A 20625-nucleotide genomic window follows, 5' to 3' on the forward strand; every position below is an offset into this window, starting at 1 on the left:
AGCGACGCCGATCTCAATAATTCGCTCGTTGCCACTGCCGCCTCGCCCGCCAGCACCGCCGAGCCGGTCGTGGGCACGGTCGCATCGCCCGAAAATGCCGCCGCGAGCCGCGGCGGCCGGCTATTGCTGGCGGCGGTGGATGCCGCCATGGAGGCGAGGGGCGAGATTCGGCCCGCCGATTCGAGTGTGCGCACCGAGATCGCCGAGCTGAGTTGGCCGGAAACCGTTGCGTGGGTGGGCCGTCGGTTGGCGGTAGCCCTCGATTACGCGGAACGGCACGGGGTGCTGCACCACGACATCCGGCCCGACAATGTGCTGTTCACGGCGGAGGGCGTGCCCAAGCTGGCGGACTTCTCGTTGGGCCCACTGCATTCCGGATACGGCGAGATAGGCTGCGCTGCGGTCGAAGACGCCGTCTCGCTGCGCTACTCCGCACCGGAACGACTGGCCCGCCTACTCGACCCCGACGCGCCGATTCCCGACACCCGCGGCGATATCTACGCACTGGGCGTGCTGCTGTGGGAAATGCTCACCGGCTCTGTGCCTTTCGAGGAGGGGATAACCACCACGGACGCGGTGCCATCCGGCGACGCCATACCGCCCCGCGATATCGCGCAAGCCCCGGAATCGGGTCCCGATATCCGCGCCGCCCTGCTGCGCCGTCGCGCGGGCGTCCCGGACTCCGCGCTCGCCGCCCTGCCCGCCGATACCCCGGCCACCCTGCGCCGGGTGCTGCTGGAGTGCCTGCACCCGGATCCCGCGCGGCGCTGGAATACCGGGGCGGAACTGGCCGGACAGCTCGATCTGTGCCTCGACGCCCGAGCCCGTGACCTGGTCGACCCGCCGCCGACCAGCCTCCGCTACCGGGCGCGCGGCTGGCTGCTCCCCATTGCCGTCCTCTGTGTCGGCGTGCCGAATGTGCTGGCCAGCGTGTACAACATTCGACTCAATCAGCGGCTCATTGTCGACCGGCTGTCGGTTGTCGACCAGCAGCGGTTCGAGTTGGTGGCCCTGGTGAACAATTCTGTCGCCTTCCCGCTCGCCGCGCTGCTGCTGATCTGGCTGTGTCGGCGCCCGCTGGCTGTTCCGTTCCGGCTGGCGCGCGGCCACCGGTACACGGCCGCCGAACTCGCCCGTGCCCGCTCGGACACCCTCACCATGGGTGACCGCGGGGTGTGGGTCCCGTTCGGGATGTGGATTCTCGCCGGGATCGCCTGGCCGGTGGCGCTCGCGCGATCGGGGGTTGACTTGGCACCCAGTACCTTCGCGCACTTCTTCGCCGCGCAGGTGGTGTGCGCGACCATCGCGCTGGCCTATCCGTTCTTCCTGATCATGGTGTACGCGGTGCGGTCGCTGTACCCACAGCTGCTGGTGCGCGGCGGGGTCGGACCCGCCGATGGGCGACAACTGTCGGCCCTGGCGCGGCGCTGCAATTTCTATCTGGCGGCGGCCGCGTCGGTGCCATTGCTCGGTGCCGCGACGGCCACCCTTGTCCCCGCCGGGGATCTGGCCACGGTGATCGTCCCGGTCCGCTGGCTCAGTGTCGGTGGCATCCTGGCATTCGTGATCACCTACTGGCTGTTTCGACTGCTGGAATCGGATCTGCGGGCGCTGACCCGCGCCATTCCGCGAGGTGTGCGGTGAGGTCGCCGTTCGGGCGGCTGGTGAATCTGTCGCACATCCACGATCCGAACATCACGCCACTGTTCCCGGACGACCCGGCCTTCCGGGTGGATACCGTCGCGACGGTGCAGCGGGACGGATACTTCCTGCGCTATATCCACCAGGCCGAACACACCGGAACCCATTGGGGCGCACCGGTTCACTTCGATCCCGAGGGATTGGCCGCCGATGAACTCGATATCGAAGATCTGTTCCTCCCGGTGGTGAGAATCGATGTCCGGGAGCGCTGTGCCGCCGATCGCGATTACGCCATCACCGTCGGAGACCTGGTGGTGTGGGAGGCGCGGTACGGCCGCATTCCGAATGAATCCGCCGTAATCGCCTGGACGGGCTGGGATGGGAAATGGGGTGGCCCGGATTTCCTCGGTGTGGGCGAATCCCGTGGGCATCAGCCCGGATTCGCGGTCGATACCGTCGAATGGCTGCTCGAAACCGGACGTCTCGGTCGCCGCGGCGCACTGGGGATCGATACCTTCGGTCCGGACCTCGGCACCGACGATAAGTACGCCGTATCGAAATTGCTGTATCGCGATCACCGCATCAGTCTCGAATGTCTGGCCAATCTGGCCGAACTGCCCACGACCGGTGCTTGGGTACTGGTCGGTTCGCCCATTTATCGCGGCGGGTCGGGCGCACCCGCAACGATTTTCGGCGTTCTCCCACAGTAGGGTGCTGTGATGGCCCGCACCGGCGTTGAAACGTCCCTGTCGGAGCTTGCGGCGCGCGCTGCCGACGCCGCCGTCGCACGCCGACGCTTGCGGGCCGCTGACGGTGGCCGCCTCGTACTGGGTATTGCCGGACCACCCGGTGCGGGGAAATCGACCCTCGCGCGCGGTGTTCGTGATGAGCTGAATTTGTACGCGGGTACCCGAATTGCCGAGGTCGCGCCGATGGATGGTTTCCATCTGTCCAATGCGCAATTGCGGGATGCGGGAAAGCTCGCGCGGAAGGGTGAACCCGATACCTTCGATGTCGCCGGATATATCGAGTTGCTCCGCCGAGTCAGGGAAGCTGAACCGGGACAACCGATTCCGTGGCCCACCTACTCCAGGGAGCTGCACGAACCGGTCCCCGGCGGCGTGGTTTTCGACCACCAGACAATTGTCGTTACCGAGGGTAATTACCTGCTGCTGGATTCGGGGGAGTGGGCGGCGGTCCGACCGCTGCTGGATGAAACCTGGTATCTCGACGTTCCCCGCCCGATTATCGAGAAGCGTCTGGTACGCAGGCATATTCGCGGTGGAAGGTCCGCAGCGGATGCGAAAAGCAAAGTGGAGCACAGCGATCTGCGCAATGCCCGCCTGGTCGAACGCACCCGGTTCAGCGCCGATCTGGTGCTGCGCAAATCCGGCCGGGGCTATCGCATCGACTGAATCGGACTCTGCCGCATCCACTCCCGCGTGCCCAGGTAGTCACAGGACAGGGTGGCGACCTCGGCGGCCCGACGCAGCGCGGTGCGGAAGTCCGCACCGCGACTGTGGAAGTGGCAGAACGCGCCGTGCAGGATATCGCCCGCGCCGAGCGTATCCACGGCGGTGGAGAGCGGTACCGGAAGCTCGCCGCGCTCCGTAGCGGTGGCATACCGGATCGGCCGCCCGCCCCGCGAAACCGCTACCGAATGCGGCCCGACGGATAGCAGTTGGTCCAGCAGCGCATCCGTCCCCGCCGCGACACCGGGCGGCGCGAAGGCGTCAGAGCAGATGGCGATATCCACCAGCGGGAGCAGATCACTGTGGATCTCGCGCCAGCGACCCGCATCCAGCACGACCGCGATACCGCGCCGACGAGCCGCCGCGGCGATACCCAATGCCAACTCCGGATAGTGGCCGTCCACGAGAACCATTGCCGCACTGTCGAGCACGCCGAGTTCAGGATTCGGCAGCGGATCACCGATTTCCGAGCCGTCCATCGACACGATGGTGCGGGTGCCCGCACCCGTGGCGACCAGAATCGACGACACCGGCGGCCGCTGGCCCCGCTCCGGTGTTGAATCGACCACCGCCACACCATGTTCGCGCAGGTCACCGCGTATCGGCTCGGCCAGTGCGTGCCTACCCAGCGCGGTGATCAGCGTCGGTGTATGTCCGGACAGGAAGGCGTAGGCCACCGCCGCGTTGGCCGCCGGACCGCCCGCACCCAGGAACATGGCGTCGGCCCGAGTCTTGGTGTCCGCTGCCGGATACTCCTCGACGGCATAGGCGATATCGAGTGTGGACAGGCCGACGAACACCGCACCGCTACCCATAACGCGACCCTACCGACGGATCCTTGCGGCCCGGCTCGGCACGCACGCGACTACTGTGGACAGTCGGGTGGGAAGGATTGCGATGGAACTGAGCAAGGGCGCGAACACGCCGATCTCCACGGGCGAGGTACTGGCCGAGGTCGCCTCCTCGACCTCGGTCGATGTGGCGGCACTGCTGGTCGCGGCCACCGGAAAAGTCCGATCCGACAGTGACTTCGTGTTCTACAACCAGCCGCTGGGGCCGGGTGTCACCGCCCAACCACCCAACCGGATCCGCGTAGTCACCCGTGACATCCCCCCGGATATCGACAAGGTCGTCATTACCGCGAGCCTGGACGGCTCCGGCCCCGCTACCTGGGGACAGGCGGGCGCGCCGCGGGTGACCCTGTTCGACGCCACCAGCGGAGCCCCCCTCATCACCTTCACTCCGACCGACCTGAGCACCGAAACCGCCGTGGTCGCCTGCGAAATCTACCGGCGTCAGGGCGCCTGGAAGGTCCGCGCCGTGGGCCAGGGCTACGCCAATGGATTGGCGGGCATAGCAACCGATTTCGGTATCACCGTCGACGACAAACCCGCTCCGGCCCCGCAGCAGCCGTATTCGAGTCCGCAGCCTCCCCCCGCTCCCCAGCCGTATCCGGCGCCGCCACCGCAGCAGCCATATCCCGCTCAGCACCCGTATCCTCCCCAGCAGCAGCCGCATTCGCCGCCGCCGTACGGGCAGCCACAGCCGTCGTATGGGCAGCCGCAGCCATACGGTCAGCCGCAGCCCTACGGTCAACAGCACTACCCGCCCGCGCCGCCGCACGGCGCGAGCCCGTATCCGCCGCCCCTGCCCAACCCCTCGCCACAGCCGTACGCTCCGCAGCCCGCAACCACCCCGCCTCCGCCGGGTGCGGCCACGGCGAAGTTCGGCCAGCCGACCGTGAGCCTGGACAAGGGCCGGGTTTCGTTGCGCAAGAACGAAACCGTTTCGCTGACCAAACAGGGTGCGCCGTCGCTCACCAGGGTGCGCATGGCGCTCGGCTGGGATCCGGCGGTCCAGGGCCGCAATATCGACCTCGACGCCTCGGTGATCGCCTACGACCGCAAGTCCAAGAAGCTGGCCAATGTCTGGTTCCTGAAACTGTCGGCGTTCAATGGCGCCATCGGCCATTCCGGTGACAATCTCACCGGCGCGGGCGAGGGCGACGATGAGGTGATCTCGGTCGATCTGACCCGGCTGCCGCCCGATGTGTACGCGCTGGTCTTCACGGTGAACTCGTTCTCCGGGCACAAGTTCGACGCGGTCGGGCAGGCGTTCTGCCGACTGGTCGACGATCTGACCGGAACCGAGCTGGTGCGTTTCGAACTCTCCCAGGGTCCGCCGCGCACCGGCGTATTCATGTGCATGCTCACCCGTGGGGCGCAGTTCTGGAATATGACCGGGCTCGGCGAATACGCGGATGGTGCGACGGTCCGCAAAATGGTCGATCCCGGAAAACGATTCGTCCAGCAGACACTGCACTGACTCGCCGTACGAGCTCGAGCCACCACACGAGACGGGCCGCCCCGGCAGTGTCCGGAGCGGCCCGTCTCGAATCAGCCTGTGCTACTCGGAATCTCCGCGCACCCGCGCCTCATAGGCCTTGCGCGCCTGGGTATCCACCTCGTCCAGGAAGGCGTTCTGCGCGCCCAGTGCCCGGCCGATGTAGTCGCCGACCGCCTCCGGCAGCAATCCCACGACCTGTGCGATAGCCCCGGCGACCGCGGTAACCCGCACCTTCGATTTTGGTGCCACGATCAGCTTGGCGATCGCGTCGGCAATCTCCTCCGGCTCGGCCGGACGCAGCAGCTTGGGGGCCGTAACACCCGATCCGAGTTCGGTTTTGGTCAAGGTCGGCAGTACCGAGGAGAACCGCACCCCGGTATCGCGATACTCCTCACGCAGCGTATCGGTGAACCCGAGTACCGCGTGCTTGCTGGCGTTATAGGTGGCCAGACCCGGAATATGGGTCTCACCCGCGAGCGAGGCGATATTGATGACCTGCCCGCGCCCACGCGGCAGCATGCGGGCGACGGCCAGCTTGGAGCCTAGGATCACGCCGTACACATTGATATCGAGAATGCGGCGGGTGACCTGATCCGGTTCGTCCACCAGTTTGCCGGTGGGCATGATCCCGGCATTGTTGATCAGCACGTCGATCGGCCCGAGGCGACGCTCGACCTCGTCCAGGAATGATTCGAACGACGCCTGATCGGTCACATCGAGCCGGTCGTACAGGTCGAAACCCCGTGCGGCACCGGATTCCTTGACCGTCGTCTCATCGATATCGCCGATGGCGATCTTCGCGCCGAGCGCCTGCAATGCGGTAGCCGTCGCCAGACCGATACCCCGGGCACCACCGGTGATGACGACGACCTTGCCTGCGATGGAACTGAAATCGGTCACTTCTTACTCCCGGAAACGGTGTTGAATACGGCCTGTACACCCAGTCGACGCATACCGCGTGTCCCCGCCGCGCGCATGGCCGACAGCGCGATGGACAATTTGGTGGGCGAGTAGGGGAACCACAGCAGTTCCTTGGTCTGCGTCGGCAGCAGCGGCTTCGTAATCGCCTGCTGGCGGCAGTATTTGCGCACCCCATTGGGTCCACCCCAGCGGGCGCCCACCCCTGACTGTCCCCATCCGCCCATGGGCAGCGCGAAACTGAACATGTTCGAGAAGACGTCGTTGATATTCACCGCGCCCGCATTGAGCTGCCGCGCAATACGTTCCGCGCGCCCCTTATCGCCGCTCCACACCGATGCCGACAGCCCGTAGATCGAATCATTGGCCAGCCGTACGGCTTCCGCCTCATCGGCCACCTTCATGACCGGCAGGGTCGGACCGAAGGTCTCGTCGGTCATGCACGTCATGGTGTGGTCCACATCGGCCAGGACGGTCGGCTCGAACAGCGTGCCGACACCGGTGCGCTTACCGCCGGTCAGCAGCCGCGCCCCGGCCTGGATGGCCTGCTCCACATGCTTCTGCACAATCTGCGCCTGGCTCTCATTGGCGAGCGCGCCCATATCGAATTTGGGTTCGCGACCGTCGACGCCTTGGCGAACCTCGTTCACCGCGGCAGTGAGCTTGCGCAGGAACTCGTCGTAGACGGGGGCTTCCACGTATACGCGCTCGACCGAAATGCAGACCTGTCCGGCATTGAACAGGCCGCCGAAGGCGATACCGTGCGCGGCGCGATCCAGATCGGCATCCGCCAGCACAATGGCGGGGTCCTTACCACCCAGCTCCAGGCTGTACGGAATCATCCGTTCGGTACAGGCGGCGGCGATCTTGCGGCCGGTCGGCGTGGAACCGGTGAACTGCACGTAATCCACATTGTCGACGACGGCGGCACCGGTTTCACCCGTACCGTTGACGACCGCGAATACCGGCGGCGCACCGATCTCTTCCCAACCGCGCGCCAGCTCTATCGCGGTCAGCGGCGTCACCTCGGAGGGCTTCAGGATGACCGCCGCACCGGCGGCCAGCGCCGGAATCACGTCGATGGCGGGCATTGCGAGCGGGAAATTCCACGGCGTGATCACGCCGACCACCGGGTACGGGCGGAAGACCGTGGTCAGTGTTTTCACCCGGGCCAGCGGGCTGTGCGGCGAAGGATGTTCGTCGGCCAGGAATTTCGCGGCGCGACGCGCGTAGTAGCCGGTGAGGTCGATGGCGAAGGCCGGGTCGATGAGTGAATCGATACGCGCCTTACCGGTCTCGGACTGCACGACATCGGCCAGGTGATCGGTATTGTCCACCAGCCAGTCCTGCAGCTTGAGCAGCCACTCCTTGCGGCCGTCGGGACCGATGGCCTCCCATTCGGGCTGGAACAGGCGCAGTTCCCGCACCTTGGCGGCCACCGCGTCGGCCGAATCGATCGCCACCTTGCCCGCCAACTCTCCGGTCGCGGGATTGCGGATTTCGAGTTCGGTGGGTTTGGGTACGGCGGTCGCGGTCTTGGTGGACCCGGCGGTCTTGGTGGACTCGGCGGCCTTGGCAGGCGCTGCGTTCTTGGCAGGCGCTGCGGCTTCGGGTGCGCCCTCGCTGGCCTTCGCGGCCTCGGCGGACTTCGCGTTCTCCGTCGACGCTGCGCTCGCCGCCTTGGTGGTGCGCTTGGTGCCGGTGGATTTGCGGGGCGCGGCCTTACGAGGGGCCCCTGATTCGGAATTGGTCACGATTGCTCTCCCACGTGCGCTACGTTGCGGCTGTGAACTGTGCGACAGCTCACGAACTATGATCGTGGCACAATTTCCGGTGACATTCTTGGCATCAACGGTCAACTGTTTCGGCCGGTTTTGTACCCGAGATACAAATTCGGAGGCAATCGTGGCGGAAACAATCAGCAGCCCGGTCATCCGGCAGTGGATTGCCGACTTCGTCGCCGAAACCCTGCGCACCGACACCCTCGAACAGGTGGTGTCCCGGCTCGACAACGCCATCATCGCCCGCATCCCCGAACTCGCCGACCGGGATATGCGCCGCGACCTCGCCGCCAGCACCCGCGCCCACGCCTTCGAGGTACTCAGCACCCTCACCCAGGACAATGCCGACTACCCGATCCCTGCCGAAGCGCACGCCTTCGCCCGCACCATCGCGCACCGCGGCTACGACCTGCGCGTGCTGCTGCGCATCTATCACGTCGGGCAAGAAGCGGTAATCGACTACATGAGCGATGTCATCGATCAGCGGAGATTACCGCAGGATATCGAAAGATCAGTGCTGATAAGGCTTTTCGACCGCTCCACCCGCTGGGTCAGCACCTGCGTCGAAACGCTCACCGACACCTATATGACGGAACGCGAACGGGGGTTGCGCGCCGAACTCAATCAGCGCAGTGAAATCGTGCGGGCCCTGCTCGACGGCAGCGAGCTCGATATCGAATCCGCCTCGACCCGACTCGGATATCGGCTCGGCGGAAGGCATCTCGCACTGGTGCTGTGGACCGATGAGGATCCGGTCGCCCTCGCGCGCACCGACGGCCCCGGCGATATCGCCGATGCGCTCGATCGCGTCGTCGGCCGCTGTGCGACCGCGCTCGGCAGCAGCAGTGTGCTCACCGTTCCATCGGGATCCAGGGCGCTGTGGGCGTGGCTCGCAGTCGGTGACGACACCGTCGCGCTACCGGCCGAGGAATGGCCGGTGGAGGCCCCTGTGCGGGTGGCCGTCGGAATATCGGCAGCGCATCTGCCGGGTTTCGGTCGTAGTCATCGGGAGGCGGTCGCCGCCCGGCAGGTCGCCGAACGGGCGCACACCGCACTGCCGCGGGTAGTCGACTATCGAGAAGTGGAAGTCGCCTATCTGACGGGACTCGATGAGGGCGCCATGCGCGCCCTCATTGCCCGCGAACTCGGCGTACTCGCGGCCCCCGATACCCATTCCGCCCGCCTGCGCGAAACCCTGCACGCCTATCTACGCGCTCGGCGCAGTCCCGACGCGGCCGCGAAAACGCTCGGCGTACACAAGAACACGGTGCGCTACCGCCTGCAGCGCATCGAGGAACTACTCGGACACCCCGTCGACCAGCCCGGTCCCCGCCTCGAAATCGCACTCGACTGCGTGGCGGTGTACGGAGTGAGCGGTTAGTCCTATTCGGCAACCGATCGGCGTACCGGCTCATCCGGTTCCGCCGGCAGCGCCCCGCGCGCGGGCAATTCGGCCAGCAACTGCGTGGTCGCCGCCGCGATCGCCGCCACCGCCTTGTCCACAGCCGGCTTGGTAGCCGTGGTCAACCCCGACACTCCACCGATCTTGCGCACGTATTCCTGTGCCGCCGCGAAGATCTCCTGATCCGTAGCCGGAGGCTCCAGGCCGCGTAACAGGGTGATATTCCTACTCATGGCCCAGAGGGTAGCGCCCGCGTCCACCCTGTGACAGGCCAAGAATCCTGCCAGGCCCGATAAGACTCGACGTGCCGTCCGATTTGAAGAGAACACGACGGCTGATCTCGTAAGAGTCGGGGTAACTTCCGGGGTACGCCCAGATTCGGCTTCGGCTCCCAACCGTCGGCACGCATGCACGACTGTCGACGGCTCTCGGCCGGGCGCTGAAGATTCGGGGAGATCGGGGCGTGACAGGGCAAGAAACCGCTCCGGCCCGATAAATCTCAACGTGACAACTGATTTCGCGAGAATCGGGGTAACTTCCCGGGTACGCCCAGAATCGGCTCGGCTCCCAACCGCCGGCACGCGTGCACGACGGTCAACGGCTCCCGGCCGCGCGCTGAAGTCTCGGGGAGGCGGGGGAGCCCAGCCACGCGCTGTCGGCGGAATAGCGACCCCATCCAGATTCATGCGGAACAATCGGAGCTATGCCCGCCCGCGACGTGCCTACCCTGACGACCTTCCCGTACCCGGAGCTCGACGAGCGTGAGGACGACCATTGGTCCGGTGCGCAGGTCAACGATGACGAACTGCGCGCGCTCGCTCTCGGTGGCTTCTATTCGGCGCGCTGGGACGCCTTCCACGACGCCCTGCTGCTCGGACCCGAACGCGAGCATCCGCTGGGCGATCGGCGCGAACTGGCCATCGATACGCTGACCGGTGCGTGGGGTATTACCGACGCCACCGAGGCCATGGCGTCGATGGAACAGCTGCTCGAGGGTATGCACTCGCCGCTGTATGCCCTGGTCCATCCGCTGGTCACGGCCGCCATCAATTCCCCCGAGCGCGACCGCTTCGGTGAGCGCGCCGACCGCCATCGCGCCTTCCTCCGTCAGGTCGGGGCCTTCCGCGGTATGGAGAATCCGGAAGCGCTGGTTCGCGATTACGACATCTGGTCCCAGGCCATCAAACTCGGCCTCACCGATCATCTGGTTCGCCCGCTGCCCTCCGATATCCAGGCCTGGGATTTGGCTCGTGTGATCGCTGTCGCCCGTATGGCCTACACCGCGGGTTACCTCGATGCCGATGTCGCCTGGGACTATCTGCTGCGCGCCCTCCCGTTGGCGCAGCGCAAATATCGCAATTGGCGGCAATTCGGCGAGGCCTACCTCACCGGCTGGACCTACTGGCAGGCGTGCGAGGACCTCGCCGAACTCAAAAACGGCGGCGTCGACCGCCGGATGGAACTGCTCCGCCTCTGGACCCGTACCACCAGCCCCTGGCGGCGGATCACCCTCCAGCCGGAGGACGTGGTCGCGCAGTCGGATGATGACGATGTGAGTGCGGACTGAAACGCACCGTGGACTGAGGTACGTCGTGCCCGCCGCGAAAATCGAGGCGGGCACGAGGTTTTCGCGGGTATGCGGCTCGGTCGGTGGAGCTGATCGGGCCGTCGAGCTAATCCGGCAGTGAACGCAGGATTCCGCGCCCGTAGCGCTGGAACTGCGCATCGTCGACCATGCCCAGGGAATGCCGCTCCACCAGCAGCTCCCACTCGGCGTACAGCTTCGACACTCCCGGATCGGCGGGCCCCGCCGATCCGTCGGCGGATTCGCGTTGGATGGCGAAATTCAGTCCACCGGTAATCCGTTCGGTATCGGCGCGATCGCTGCCGGTGAAATGCAGGGTGAGATTGCCGTCGTGGATATCGACGCCGTATTCCGGCGCGGCGCCGCTGGCGCCCGAATCGTCGGTGGTGCGCGCCCACAGCAGTGCCGCGATCGGCATTTCGTGCGCGTAGCGGCGACCGGAGCCGAGGGAGATGAAGATCATGCGGGTGGTGGTCACGGCCAGCAGTCCGGATCCGCGCCCGGCCGGTGGCTGCGCGGTTACCACGGCGCTCTCCAGCACGAATTCGTCGGCGGTGACGTAGCGGTTCAGCGCTGCCACGGCCGCCTTGGTGTCCCTGCGCGGCGCCATTCGGCGCATGGCGCGGTCGACATCGGCGCGGGCCGGTCCGCTGCGACCCCACGACGGGGCGGGCGGGGTCAGGTCGGGGGCGGCGACCTCGAGGCGCTGGGTGGCCAGAATCTGATTGTTGATGCGTTCCACGATTACGGTGGCGGCGGGTACGTCGTGTTCGGCGATGAGAACCGGCAGGGGAGTGCGGTCCGCCGGGACACCCGTCAGTACCGGCGTGGGGTACCGCAGATAGATCTCGATGACGACGGCATCGTCGGCGCGTCGGTTCAACCTGACCTTCAAAAGGTCGCCGATCGGCACGTCCAGGACGCGCTCGCCTTCGGTCCCGGGTCGCAGCACCGTCAAACGCCCGTTGCCATGACGAACAATCGCTGTGGGTGTCCGTAGCTCGACGATGTCCATACCCCCTACGCTCGTGTTGTGTTGTCGGTCACGAAAGGGCGAACGTGCCATGATTGTGGCCAGTTGGGCCGACGCTCACGATGCTCGCCCGAAGGGTGTTGCGGCAGATGGTCGGGGAACCACCCGCGTTCTCCGGCCGTTTACCTGTTGAACTGCACAAGCTGCCGAACTGCGCGATGTAACGATGTAGACCGTACGCGGTAACGTGGCATGTCCGCATCCATTTCCCTGGGGAATCGGATGCGCTCGTGACGCGACACCACAACTGCATCGCAGGCAAAACCGGAATCACCGGAAAGGACTGGCCGCCGGCCGACGCTCTATGAACCGCAAGACTGTGTTCCGCAACCTGGCCATAGTCGCGGGCTTCCTGCTCGTGATCTACCTGGTCAGCTACTTCAGCAACGACACGCGCGGCTGGAAGAACGTCGATACGTCGGTGGCGATCTCCCAGCTTCAAGACAAGGACAACGTCGATTTCGTTCAGATCGACGACAAAGAGCAGCAGCTGCGCATCACGCTGAAAAACGGCAATGATGCCACCGACGGCGAGAAGCAGCTCCTCGCCAAGTACCCGGGCGGCAGCGATGTCTCCGCGCAGATCCTGAAGAACGTCCAGGACTCCGGCGCGAAGTACAACACCTCCGTGAAACAGGACAGCTGGCTGAGCCAGATCCTGCTGTTCATGCTGCCCATGATCTTGCTGCTGGGCCTGTTCATCTTCGTGATGGCGCGCATGCAGGGCGGCGGTCGCGGCGGCATGATGGGCTTCGGTAAATCGAAGGCCAAGCAGCTGTCCAAGGACATGCCCAAGACCACCTTCGCGGATGTCGCGGGTGCGGACGAGGCCGTCGAAGAGCTGTACGAGATCAAGGACTTCCTGCAGAACCCGACCCGCTACCAGGCGTTGGGCGCGAAGATCCCCAAGGGCGTACTGCTGTTCGGTCCCCCCGGAACCGGTAAGACCCTGCTGGCGCGCGCGGTTGCGGGCGAGGCGGGTGTCCCCTTCTTCACGATTTCCGGTTCGGATTTCGTCGAGATGTTCGTCGGTGTCGGTGCGTCCCGCGTGCGTGACCTGTTCGATCAGGCCAAGCAGAACAGCCCCTGCATTATTTTCGTCGACGAGATCGACGCGGTCGGCCGCCAGCGCGGTGCGGGCCTCGGCGGTGGCCACGACGAGCGTGAGCAGACCCTGAACCAGCTGCTCGTCGAGATGGACGGCTTCGGTGAGCGCACCGGCGTCATTATTATCGCGGCCACCAACCGGCCCGATATTCTCGATCCGGCCCTGCTGCGTCCGGGCCGCTTCGACCGTCAGATCCCGGTCAGCAACCCGGATCTCGCGGGACGGCGCTCGATTCTGCGGGTGCATTCGCAGGGCAAGCCGATTGCCCCCGGTGCCGATCTGGAAGGTCTGGCCAAGCGCACCGTCGGCATGTCCGGCGCGGACCTCGCCAATGTCATCAATGAGGCGGCGCTGCTGACCGCTCGCGAGCACGGCACCCAGATCACGTCCGCCGCGCTCGAGGAGTCGGTGGATCGCGTCATCGGCGGCCCGCGCCGCAAGTCACGCATCATCAGCGAGCACGAGAAGAAGATCACCGCCTATCACGAGGCCGGGCACACCCTGGCCGCCTGGGCGATGCCCGATATCGAGCCCGTCTACAAGGTCACCATCCTGGCGCGCGGTCGCACCGGCGGTCACGCCATGACCGTGCCCGAGGATGACAAGGGCCTGATGACCCGCTCGGAGATGATCGCCCGCCTGGTCATGGCCATGGGCGGTCGCGCGGCCGAGGAACTGGTGTTCCACGAGCCGACCACCGGCGCTTCGTCGGATATCGATCAGGCCACCAAGATCGCTCGCGCCATGGTCACCGAATACGGCATGAGCGCTCGGCTCGGTGCGGTCCGCTACGGCCAGGAACAGGGCGACCCGTTCGTCGGCCGGTCCATGGGGACGGCACCGGACTACTCGCACGAGGTCGCCCGCGAAATCGACGAGGAGGTGCGCAACCTCATCGAGGCCGCGCACACCGAGGCGTGGTCGGTGCTCAATGAGTACCGCGACGAGCTCGACTCGCTGGCCACCGCGCTGCTGGAACGTGAGACGCTGCACCGCAAGGAGCTGGAGGTCGTGCTCACCACGATCGAAAAGCGCCCGCGCATCACGGCTTTCAACGATTTCGGCGAGCGGGTCCCGTCGGATCGCCCACCGGTGAAGACGCCGCGCGAACTGGCCACCGAACGCGGTGAGCCGTGGCCGGAGGCCGAGGATCGGCCCGCGGCCCAGCCGGGCAACGGCTATCCGCAGCCTGCCGGATACCCCGGTGCGGAGCAGCCGCCCTACGGTTACCCGCAGCCCGCGCCGGTGCCCGCCTATGGCGGACGTCCGGGTGGGACGCACGGTTCGCGCCCCGATTACGGTGCTCCGGCCGGATGGTCCGCACCGGGTTGGCCGCCGCAGGAGGAGCAGGGCCAGCCGCCCACGCCTGCCGTCGGTGGTTGGGCGCCCGCGGGCGGTCGGCAGCCGCAGCACGGGTACCAGCGTCCGGAGTATCCGCAGCCGGATTTCGGTAAGCCCGATCAGCAGCCGGGGCAGCAAACCGGTGGGCAACGCGAGGACGACGACAACGGCTGGGACGGACCGAACGGTCGGCGCTGACGGCCACTGGTTACGCTCGATTGGTTCGCGGCCCACGGGTCTGGACCGACCGAAGGGTGTCCTCAGCACCGGCAGCGCCGAGACTGGGACACCCGGAGGGACGGTCGACCCGGCCCCTTCGAGGGCCGCGAACCGGCCGCGCCGTCGGGTGCGGACCTTGAACAAGGAGGTGTCGATTGTCGGCCAACAATAGTGTCGTCTCCGGCCCGATCGCGATCGGCACCGGTCGAGCATTCGATCAGCTGCGCGCCGAGAATGCGATCAGGGAGCTGTTGCTGGCGGTCGGCGAGGATCCGGATCGCCCCGGCCTCATCGATACGCCCGCGCGAGTGGCACGGGCCTACAAGGAAATGTTCGCGGGCCTCTACACCGAGCCGGACGCGGTCCTCAACACCACGTTCGACGAGGGGCATCAGGAATTGGTGCTGGTACGCGACATCCCCATGTACTCGACCTGTGAGCACCACCTGGTGTCCTTCCACGGTGTCGCCCACGTCGGCTACATTCCCGGCCCGCACGGCCGCGTGACGGGTCTGTCGAAGCTGGCGCGAGTGGTGGATCTGTACGCCAAGCGCCCGCAGGTGCAGGAGCGATTGACCAGCCAGATCGCCGACGCCGTCATGCGCAAGCTGGATCCGCGCGGTGCGATCGTGGTGGTCGAGGCCGAACACCTCTGCATGGCCATGCGCGGTATTCGCAAACCTGGTGCCAGCACCACCACATCGGCGGTCCGCGGCCTGTTGCAAACCAATGCGGCGTCGCGCTCGGAGGCCCTCGACCTGATTCTGCGGAAGTGAGCGCACCTGCCATGACCGAAAGCGGTACGCGGGGGACCGGGTTGGTGGTTCCGCGCGGCGACCGTTCCTGCGTGGTGATGGGCGTCGTGAACGTCACCAATGATTCGTTCTCCGATGGTGGTCGCTATCTGGACCCGAATCTCGCGGTGGCGCACGGGATCGCGCTCTATGAACTGGGCGCCGACATTATCGATGTCGGCGGGGAGTCGACCCGGCCCGGCGCGGTTCGGATCGATCCCGAGACCGAAGCGGCCCGCGTGGCTCCGGTCATTCGTGGACTGGCGGCCGCTGGCGTACCGACCAGCGTGGACACCATGCGGGCCGGCGTGGCCGAGGCCGCCATCGAGGCGGGTGCGTCGATGGTGAACGACGTGTCCGGTGGGCGCGCCGACTCGAATATGGTGAAAGTCGTTGCCGCGGCAAAGGTCCCATGGATTCTCATGCACTGGCGCGCCGAGGCCGACTACCGGCACAGCGGAGCGGCCGAACACTATGACGATGTTGTCCGCGATGTCTGGGCGGAGTTGCACGCGCAGGTGGAGCTGGCGGTCGCGGGCGGCGTGGACTACGACAGGCTCGTCCTCGACCCCGGCCTGGGCTTCGCCAAGAACGCCGATCACAACTGGGAGTTGTTGGGTGCGTTGTTCTCCGGGTTGACCGAGATGTCGGACGCGCTGCCCGTCTTGATCGGAGCCTCGCGTAAGAGGTTCCTGGGCTCGCTGCTCGCCGATGCCGCGGGCCCGCGCCCACCCGCTGGCCGGGAAGTCGCGACCGCCACTATTTCCGCGCTCGCCGCCGAGCGCGGCGCCTGGGGTGTGCGTGTGCATGACGTGCAGGCATCCCTGGATGCGATCAGCGTCGTCGACGCCACCGCCCGGGCCACCCGCCGCCTGCGCGAGAAGTACCGCGTCGAGCGTGAACAGACAAGTGCGGCAGGGGGTTCGGCGGTGCGACTCTGGGAAGATGGGGTGGAGGTGTCGGGCCGGACCGGATCGGCGCAGCGGCCTACTCGGGGAGAGCGCAGTTGAGTACCGATCGCATCGAATTGCGCGGCCTGCGTGTCTTCGCCCATCACGGCGTCTTCGATTTCGAGAAGCGTGATGGTCAGGAATTCGTGGTCGATGTCACGCTGTGGACCGATTTCTCGGCCGCCGCGCAGTCCGACAATATCGCCGACACCATTCACTACGGTGAGTTGGCCGACCGGGTGGTGGAGATCGTGTCCGGCAAACCGCGCGACCTCATCGAGACGGTGGTGTCCGAGGTCGCCGACGATGTCATGACCGATCCGCGTATTCAGGCCGTGGAAGTGGTGCTGCACAAGCCTTCCGCGCCGATCACGCACGCCTTCACCGATGTTCGGGTGGTCACCAGCCGCCGTCGGGAGGCATTGTGACGAGGGTGGTGCTGTCGATCGGTTCGAATCTGGGCGACCGGCTCGCCCACCTGCGCGCCGTCGTGGCCGCGCTGGGACCTCGGGTGCGGGCCGTTTCCGGGGTCTACTCGACCCCGCCCTGGGGTGGGGTGGCGCAGCAGGACTATCTGAATGCCGTTGTGGTGGCGGAGGATCCGACCCTGGAGCCCGGCGATTGGCTGCGCCGGGGGCAGGAGCTCGAGCAGGCCGCCGATCGTGTTCGTGAAGTTCGCTGGGGCCCACGCACTCTCGATGTCGATATCGTGTGGGCGGCGCGCCGGCACGGCGACGAAGAGATTGTCTGTGTCAGCGCCGACCCGACTCTGACGCTCCCGCATCCGCAGGCCCACAACCGCGCCTTCGTCCTGGTGCCCTGGCTCGAGGTGGAACCGGACGCGGTTCTGACGGCGGCGGGGGAGTCACATCCGATCCGAGAGTGGTTGGCCGCCTTGGATTCCGCCGATGTCGACGGCGTTCGTCGTACCGAGCTGTCCTTGGGGGCGCTGTAATGCCGTTACCGTTCGTACCACCCGGGTGGCTGCTGTGAGACCGACGCGCGTGCTGGATTTGTGTGCGAATCTGCTGCTGGCGGCGATTGTCGCGTGGATTGCCACCAGGGCGGCGTATTCGAGCTTCCCGCCCATTTCGGTATTCGCGGCGGCGTCACTGGTGCCGGTGGCGGCATTGGAAGTGGTGTTGGCGTTCGTGATCCGGGCGCGCGTGGGGGATCGCCGGATCGGGGAGGGCGCCGGACGGCTGCATCCGATTACGGCGGCGCGGGCGGTCGCGCTCGCCAAGGCCTCGGCGCAGGTGGGGTCGCTGGTGGCGGGCGTCTGGTTGGGCTTCCTGATCTGGGTGCTGGCCCAGCGTCCGGAGTTGCGTGCCGCGGCGGACGATACGCCCGGTGCGGTGGTGGGACTGCTCGCCGGACTGGCACTGGTTGGCGCGGCACTGTGGCTGGAGTATTGCTGTCAGGCCCCGAGTGAACCGCCCGATGAAGCGGCAACATCCTAGCAAACGATTTACTGGGAATCACCGGCAACCTGGGCATCTGACCGTGTTGGACGCGCTACGCTGGCTGACATGGTTTCACCCTCCCGGAGCAGTGCTTCCCGTCGACGGCGGGATGACGCGGGAAAGTTCTTCACCGGCATTCTGATCCTTCTGGGCCTGGTTGCCAGCGTGTTCCTGGTCTTCAGCGATAACGTACAAATGGTCCGTGTCGGACTCCTTGCGGCCCTCTGGGCGGCCGCCATCGGAGCCCTCGCCGCGACGCGTTATCGCAGAGAGTCGGCCGTAGACAAGGCGAAAGTCGGTGACCTTCAGAAGGTCTACCAACTCCAGCTGGAACGCGAGGTTGCCGCCCGCCGTGAGTACGAGCTCGGCGTCGAGTCCCGCGTCCGCAGAGAAGTCGGCGCGGACAATGCCGAGCTGGCCGGTCTCAGGGCCGAACTCACAGTCCTACGCGAGTCCTTGCAGCGTCTATTCGACGGCGACCTCGACTTCGAACGCCCGGCCCTGCGTGCCGACGCGGTCCGCGTCCAAGAACTCCCGAGCTCGAACCTCAACACATCGATAGGTACGGCGAACGGTAACTGGCCGGACGCCACTCCCTGGGATCCGTGGGAATCGGGCCCCCTCACCCCCGTCTTCGACGTCGACCACCCCGAACCCCCCCGCCTTCGCGAGCCCCTACGACGAGCCGGTCACCGCGGAAACCTCGGTGGTCTCCTCGGCCGACTACGACCGCGCCCGCGCCGAATATGCTTCCACCCGAGAGCAATTCGACGCGAGGGAAGGCCCCGTCGAATTCGGCGACGACGACTTCTCCGCCATCGGCGACCTCGACGAAGACAGGAGCTCGGCCCGCATCGTCGACGACATCGGCACCCGAGCCGCCAACGACCACGATGTAGCCGACGGGGTCACCCCCGACGGCACCGGTCGCACCGAAGCCAGCACCGGCCCGAAGCCCGAACAACACCAGCAGGCCGCCTGGTTCGAATCCGATCCCGCCGACGCTGCCAAGCCCACTCCGACGGCACCGCCCACCCCGGACCCGAAACAGTCACCCGCGACCGCGACAACCGGCCCCCGCCCCACCGCTCCACCCGCCCCTCGCCCGACCACCCCCATCGGCACAGCCAGCTCCCGCCGCCGTCGTCGAGCCGACGACGACAACGACCCCGAAACCGGCAGCCGCCTCTCCGTAGCCGAAATCATGGCCAACCTCCGCTCGGAAGGCAGCAAGTAACCCGCGATCCGGGTAACCCGCGACGCGAGCTCGGCGAGTAACCCTCCCGACTCGGATCTCGGCCCTGGTGTTTTCAGGGCGAAGCGCCCGAAACGGTTCAAGGCGCCTGTCAGCAGTCCTGACGCACCTCCCTCGGCCCTAGGAGGGTTCCTGTCGGTGGCCGGGGCTCGAGGGCATCTGCGCGGTTTCCGGGCGCAGCCCTCGAGAGGGTCCGGGAAGCGGTCCGGTAGGTCGCTCCGACTCGGGGCCTGTCTTTTGGGGTGTCAGGGGCGAAGCCCCTGAGAAGGTTCCAGGAAGAGTCCTGTAAGACATCCCACAGTCGGTGGCCGCGGCGAATCGGGCCCATTATTCTCGTGCCGTAACGTCCGGTACCCACCCGTCGTGGGACTGGAACGAAACTTCGAGAGGACAAGGGTGACCTCGGACGAGTCTGTCTGCGGAACCGACCCGGCGCCTGCACGGTTGACGGTGGGAATCGTCTCGGCGGGACGCGTCGGATCCGCATTGGGTGCGGCACTCGAGCGTGCCGGTCATGTCGTATTCGGCGTATCCGCTATTTCGGACGCGTCGGTGCACCGTGCCCGGACCCGGTTGCCGGACTCCCGCATTCTGCCCGCCGAAGAGGTGGCGGCGAGCAGCGAATTGTTGATCATCGCGGTGCCGGACAGTGAACTGGCGGGGCTGGTTTCGGGTTTGGCGGCGGCGAAGGCCGTGAGGCCGGGCACCATTGTGGTGCATACCTCGGGCGCGAACGGTGTCGCGATTCTGGATCCGCTCACCCAGCTGGGCGCATTGCCGCTGGCGATTCATCCGGCCATGACCTTCACCGGGCACGACGAGGACATCACTCGGCTGGCGAACGCCTGCTTCGGTGTCACCGCCGCGGACGAGATCGGTGACGCCATCGCGCAGTCGCTGGTGATCGAGATGGGTGGCGAGCCGGTGCGGGTGGCGGAGGCGAACCGCCCGCTCTATCACGCCGCCCTGGCCCATGGCAGCAATCATTTGGTTACGTTGATTGTCGATGCGGTGCAGGCGCTGCGTGCCGCGCTGGCCGGACCCGGCCTGCTCGGCCAGCAGGTCGTCGACGACCAGCCCAATGGTGTGGCCGAGCGCATGCTGGCCCCGCTGGCCTCGGCCGCTCTCGACAATGCGCTGCGTCGCGGCCAATCCGCACTGACCGGTCCGGTGGCGCGCGGCGATGTGGACGCGGTCGCCGCCCACCTGAATGCCTTGGCTTCGGTGGACTCCGATCTGACCGCTGGTTACCGCGCGCTCTCACTGCGTTCCGCGCAGCGCGCCCGCACCAACCCCGCTCTGCTCGACCTGTTGGAA

19 protein-coding genes and 1 pseudogene are annotated in these 20625 nt (G+C 66.5%); 15 read left to right on the plus strand and 5 right to left on the minus strand.

Translation table 11 applies throughout. The features are described 5' to 3' along the window. The 3 genes from NU1_RS03360 to NU1_RS03370 form a co-directional block, all read left to right on the plus strand. On the plus strand, positions 1 to 1644 hold a 1644-nt coding region (locus tag NU1_RS03360; protein ID WP_157551964.1), incomplete at its 5' end, for a serine/threonine-protein kinase. Beyond that, positions 1641 to 2351, plus strand: a complete 711-nt coding sequence (locus tag NU1_RS03365; protein WP_218027804.1) for a cyclase family protein — start codon at positions 1641 to 1643, stop codon at positions 2349 to 2351. The genes NU1_RS03360 and NU1_RS03365, both read left to right, overlap by 4 nt. A 9-nt stretch (positions 2352 to 2360) precedes the next feature. Beyond that, the gene (locus NU1_RS03370; protein ID WP_067517266.1) at positions 2361 to 3056 is read left to right on the plus strand and encodes a nucleoside/nucleotide kinase family protein; all 696 of its coding nucleotides are present in this window, start codon (positions 2361 to 2363) and stop codon (positions 3054 to 3056) included. Here NU1_RS03370 and NU1_RS03375 read toward each other — a convergent pair. Beyond that, positions 3041 to 3928 (minus strand): PfkB family carbohydrate kinase, encoded by an 888-nt coding sequence (locus NU1_RS03375; protein ID WP_067517268.1) that lies wholly within the window; start codon positions 3926 to 3928, stop codon positions 3041 to 3043. The two genes, NU1_RS03370 and NU1_RS03375, sit on opposite strands and share 16 nt — an antisense overlap. 82 nt (positions 3929 to 4010) lie before the next feature. Here NU1_RS03375 and NU1_RS03380 point away from each other — a divergent pair, with 82 nt between their 5' ends. Beyond that, positions 4011 to 5438: a TerD family protein gene (locus NU1_RS03380; protein ID WP_212761906.1), complete on the plus strand. Its 1428-nt coding sequence runs from the start codon at positions 4011 to 4013 to the stop codon at positions 5436 to 5438. An 81-nt stretch (positions 5439 to 5519) separates the two neighbouring features. Here NU1_RS03380 and NU1_RS03385 read toward each other — a convergent pair whose 3' ends face one another. Both NU1_RS03385 and NU1_RS03390 read right to left on the minus strand, forming a co-directional pair. Further along, complete coding sequence (locus tag NU1_RS03385) at positions 5520 to 6359, minus strand: SDR family oxidoreductase (protein ID WP_067517270.1); 840 nt, start codon at positions 6357 to 6359, stop codon at positions 5520 to 5522. Further along, complete coding sequence (locus NU1_RS03390; RefSeq protein WP_067517291.1) at positions 6356 to 7876, minus strand: aldehyde dehydrogenase family protein; 1521 nt, start codon at positions 7874 to 7876, stop codon at positions 6356 to 6358. The genes NU1_RS03385 and NU1_RS03390 overlap by 4 nt, the downstream gene beginning before the upstream one ends. 406 nt (positions 7877 to 8282) lie before the next feature. Here NU1_RS03390 and NU1_RS03395 point away from each other — a divergent pair, with 406 nt between their 5' ends. Further along, positions 8283 to 9539 carry a PucR family transcriptional regulator gene (locus tag NU1_RS03395; RefSeq protein WP_245719930.1) on the plus strand — a complete coding sequence of 419 codons (1257 nt, stop codon included), beginning with the start codon at positions 8283 to 8285 and terminating at the stop codon, positions 9537 to 9539. Between the two features lie 2 nt (positions 9540 to 9541). Here NU1_RS03395 and NU1_RS03400 read toward each other — a convergent pair whose 3' ends face one another. Further along, the gene (locus NU1_RS03400) at positions 9542 to 9793 is read right to left on the minus strand and encodes a DUF2277 domain-containing protein (RefSeq protein ID WP_067517295.1); all 252 of its coding nucleotides are present in this window, start codon (positions 9791 to 9793) and stop codon (positions 9542 to 9544) included. Between the two features lie 470 nt (positions 9794 to 10263). Here NU1_RS03400 and NU1_RS03405 point away from each other — a divergent pair, with 470 nt between their 5' ends. Then, entirely contained in the window at positions 10264 to 11127 is an 864-nt protein-coding gene (locus tag NU1_RS03405) for a DUF1266 domain-containing protein (RefSeq protein ID WP_067517272.1), read from the plus strand. A 106-nt stretch (positions 11128 to 11233) separates the two neighbouring features. On the opposite strand, the gene NU1_RS03410 is transcribed toward NU1_RS03405, so the two are convergent. Next, positions 11234 to 12160 carry a hypothetical protein gene (locus NU1_RS03410; RefSeq protein ID WP_067517274.1) on the minus strand — a complete coding sequence of 309 codons (927 nt, stop codon included), beginning with the start codon at positions 12158 to 12160 and terminating at the stop codon, positions 11234 to 11236. A gap of 322 nt (positions 12161 to 12482) precedes the next feature. Here NU1_RS03410 and ftsH point away from each other — a divergent pair, with 322 nt between their 5' ends. The 9 genes and pseudogenes from ftsH to NU1_RS03450 form a co-directional block, all read left to right on the plus strand. Further along, positions 12483 to 14825 carry an ATP-dependent zinc metalloprotease FtsH gene (gene ftsH, locus NU1_RS03415; protein ID WP_067517276.1) on the plus strand — a complete coding sequence of 781 codons (2343 nt, stop codon included), beginning with the start codon at positions 12483 to 12485 and terminating at the stop codon, positions 14823 to 14825. Between the two features lie 176 nt (positions 14826 to 15001). Next, positions 15002 to 15622, plus strand: coding sequence for a GTP cyclohydrolase I FolE (gene folE / locus NU1_RS03420; RefSeq protein WP_067517277.1), 621 nt, complete (start codon positions 15002 to 15004; stop codon positions 15620 to 15622). Positions 15623 to 15633: 11 nt separating this feature from the next. Further along, on the plus strand, positions 15634 to 16650 hold the full coding sequence (gene folP / locus NU1_RS03425; protein WP_084520949.1) for a dihydropteroate synthase: 1017 nt from the start codon (positions 15634 to 15636) through the stop codon (positions 16648 to 16650). Next, positions 16647 to 17018 (plus strand): dihydroneopterin aldolase, encoded by a 372-nt coding sequence (gene folB / locus NU1_RS03430; RefSeq protein WP_084520950.1) that lies wholly within the window; start codon positions 16647 to 16649, stop codon positions 17016 to 17018. The genes folP and folB overlap by 4 nt, the downstream gene beginning before the upstream one ends. After that, complete coding sequence (gene folK, locus NU1_RS03435) at positions 17015 to 17545, plus strand: 2-amino-4-hydroxy-6-hydroxymethyldihydropteridine diphosphokinase (RefSeq protein WP_067517281.1); 531 nt, start codon at positions 17015 to 17017, stop codon at positions 17543 to 17545. Before folB ends, folK begins: the two co-directional genes overlap by 4 nt. Positions 17546 to 17579: 34 nt before the next feature. Next, a complete protein-coding gene (locus tag NU1_RS03440; RefSeq protein WP_067517283.1) occupies positions 17580 to 18050 on the plus strand; it encodes a DUF3180 domain-containing protein in 471 nt (156 codons plus the stop codon). Positions 18051 to 18248: 198 nt separating this feature from the next. Then, a pseudogene (locus NU1_RS43975) lies at positions 18249 to 18563 on the plus strand (DUF6779 domain-containing protein); the annotation flags it as partial. Between the two features lie 196 nt (positions 18564 to 18759). Further along, a complete protein-coding gene (locus tag NU1_RS03445; protein WP_067517285.1) occupies positions 18760 to 19290 on the plus strand; it encodes a hypothetical protein in 531 nt (176 codons plus the stop codon). 414 nt (positions 19291 to 19704) lie between these two features. Then, positions 19705 to 20625 (plus strand): Rossmann-like and DUF2520 domain-containing protein (locus tag NU1_RS03450; protein ID WP_067517297.1); only part of this gene is annotated, 921 nt, incomplete at its 3' end.

Origin of the sequence: Nocardia uniformis NBRC 13702 (genome assembly GCF_001613345.1) — a bacterium.
GTDB classification, from domain to species: Bacteria; Actinomycetota; Actinomycetes; order Mycobacteriales; family Mycobacteriaceae; genus Nocardia; species Nocardia uniformis.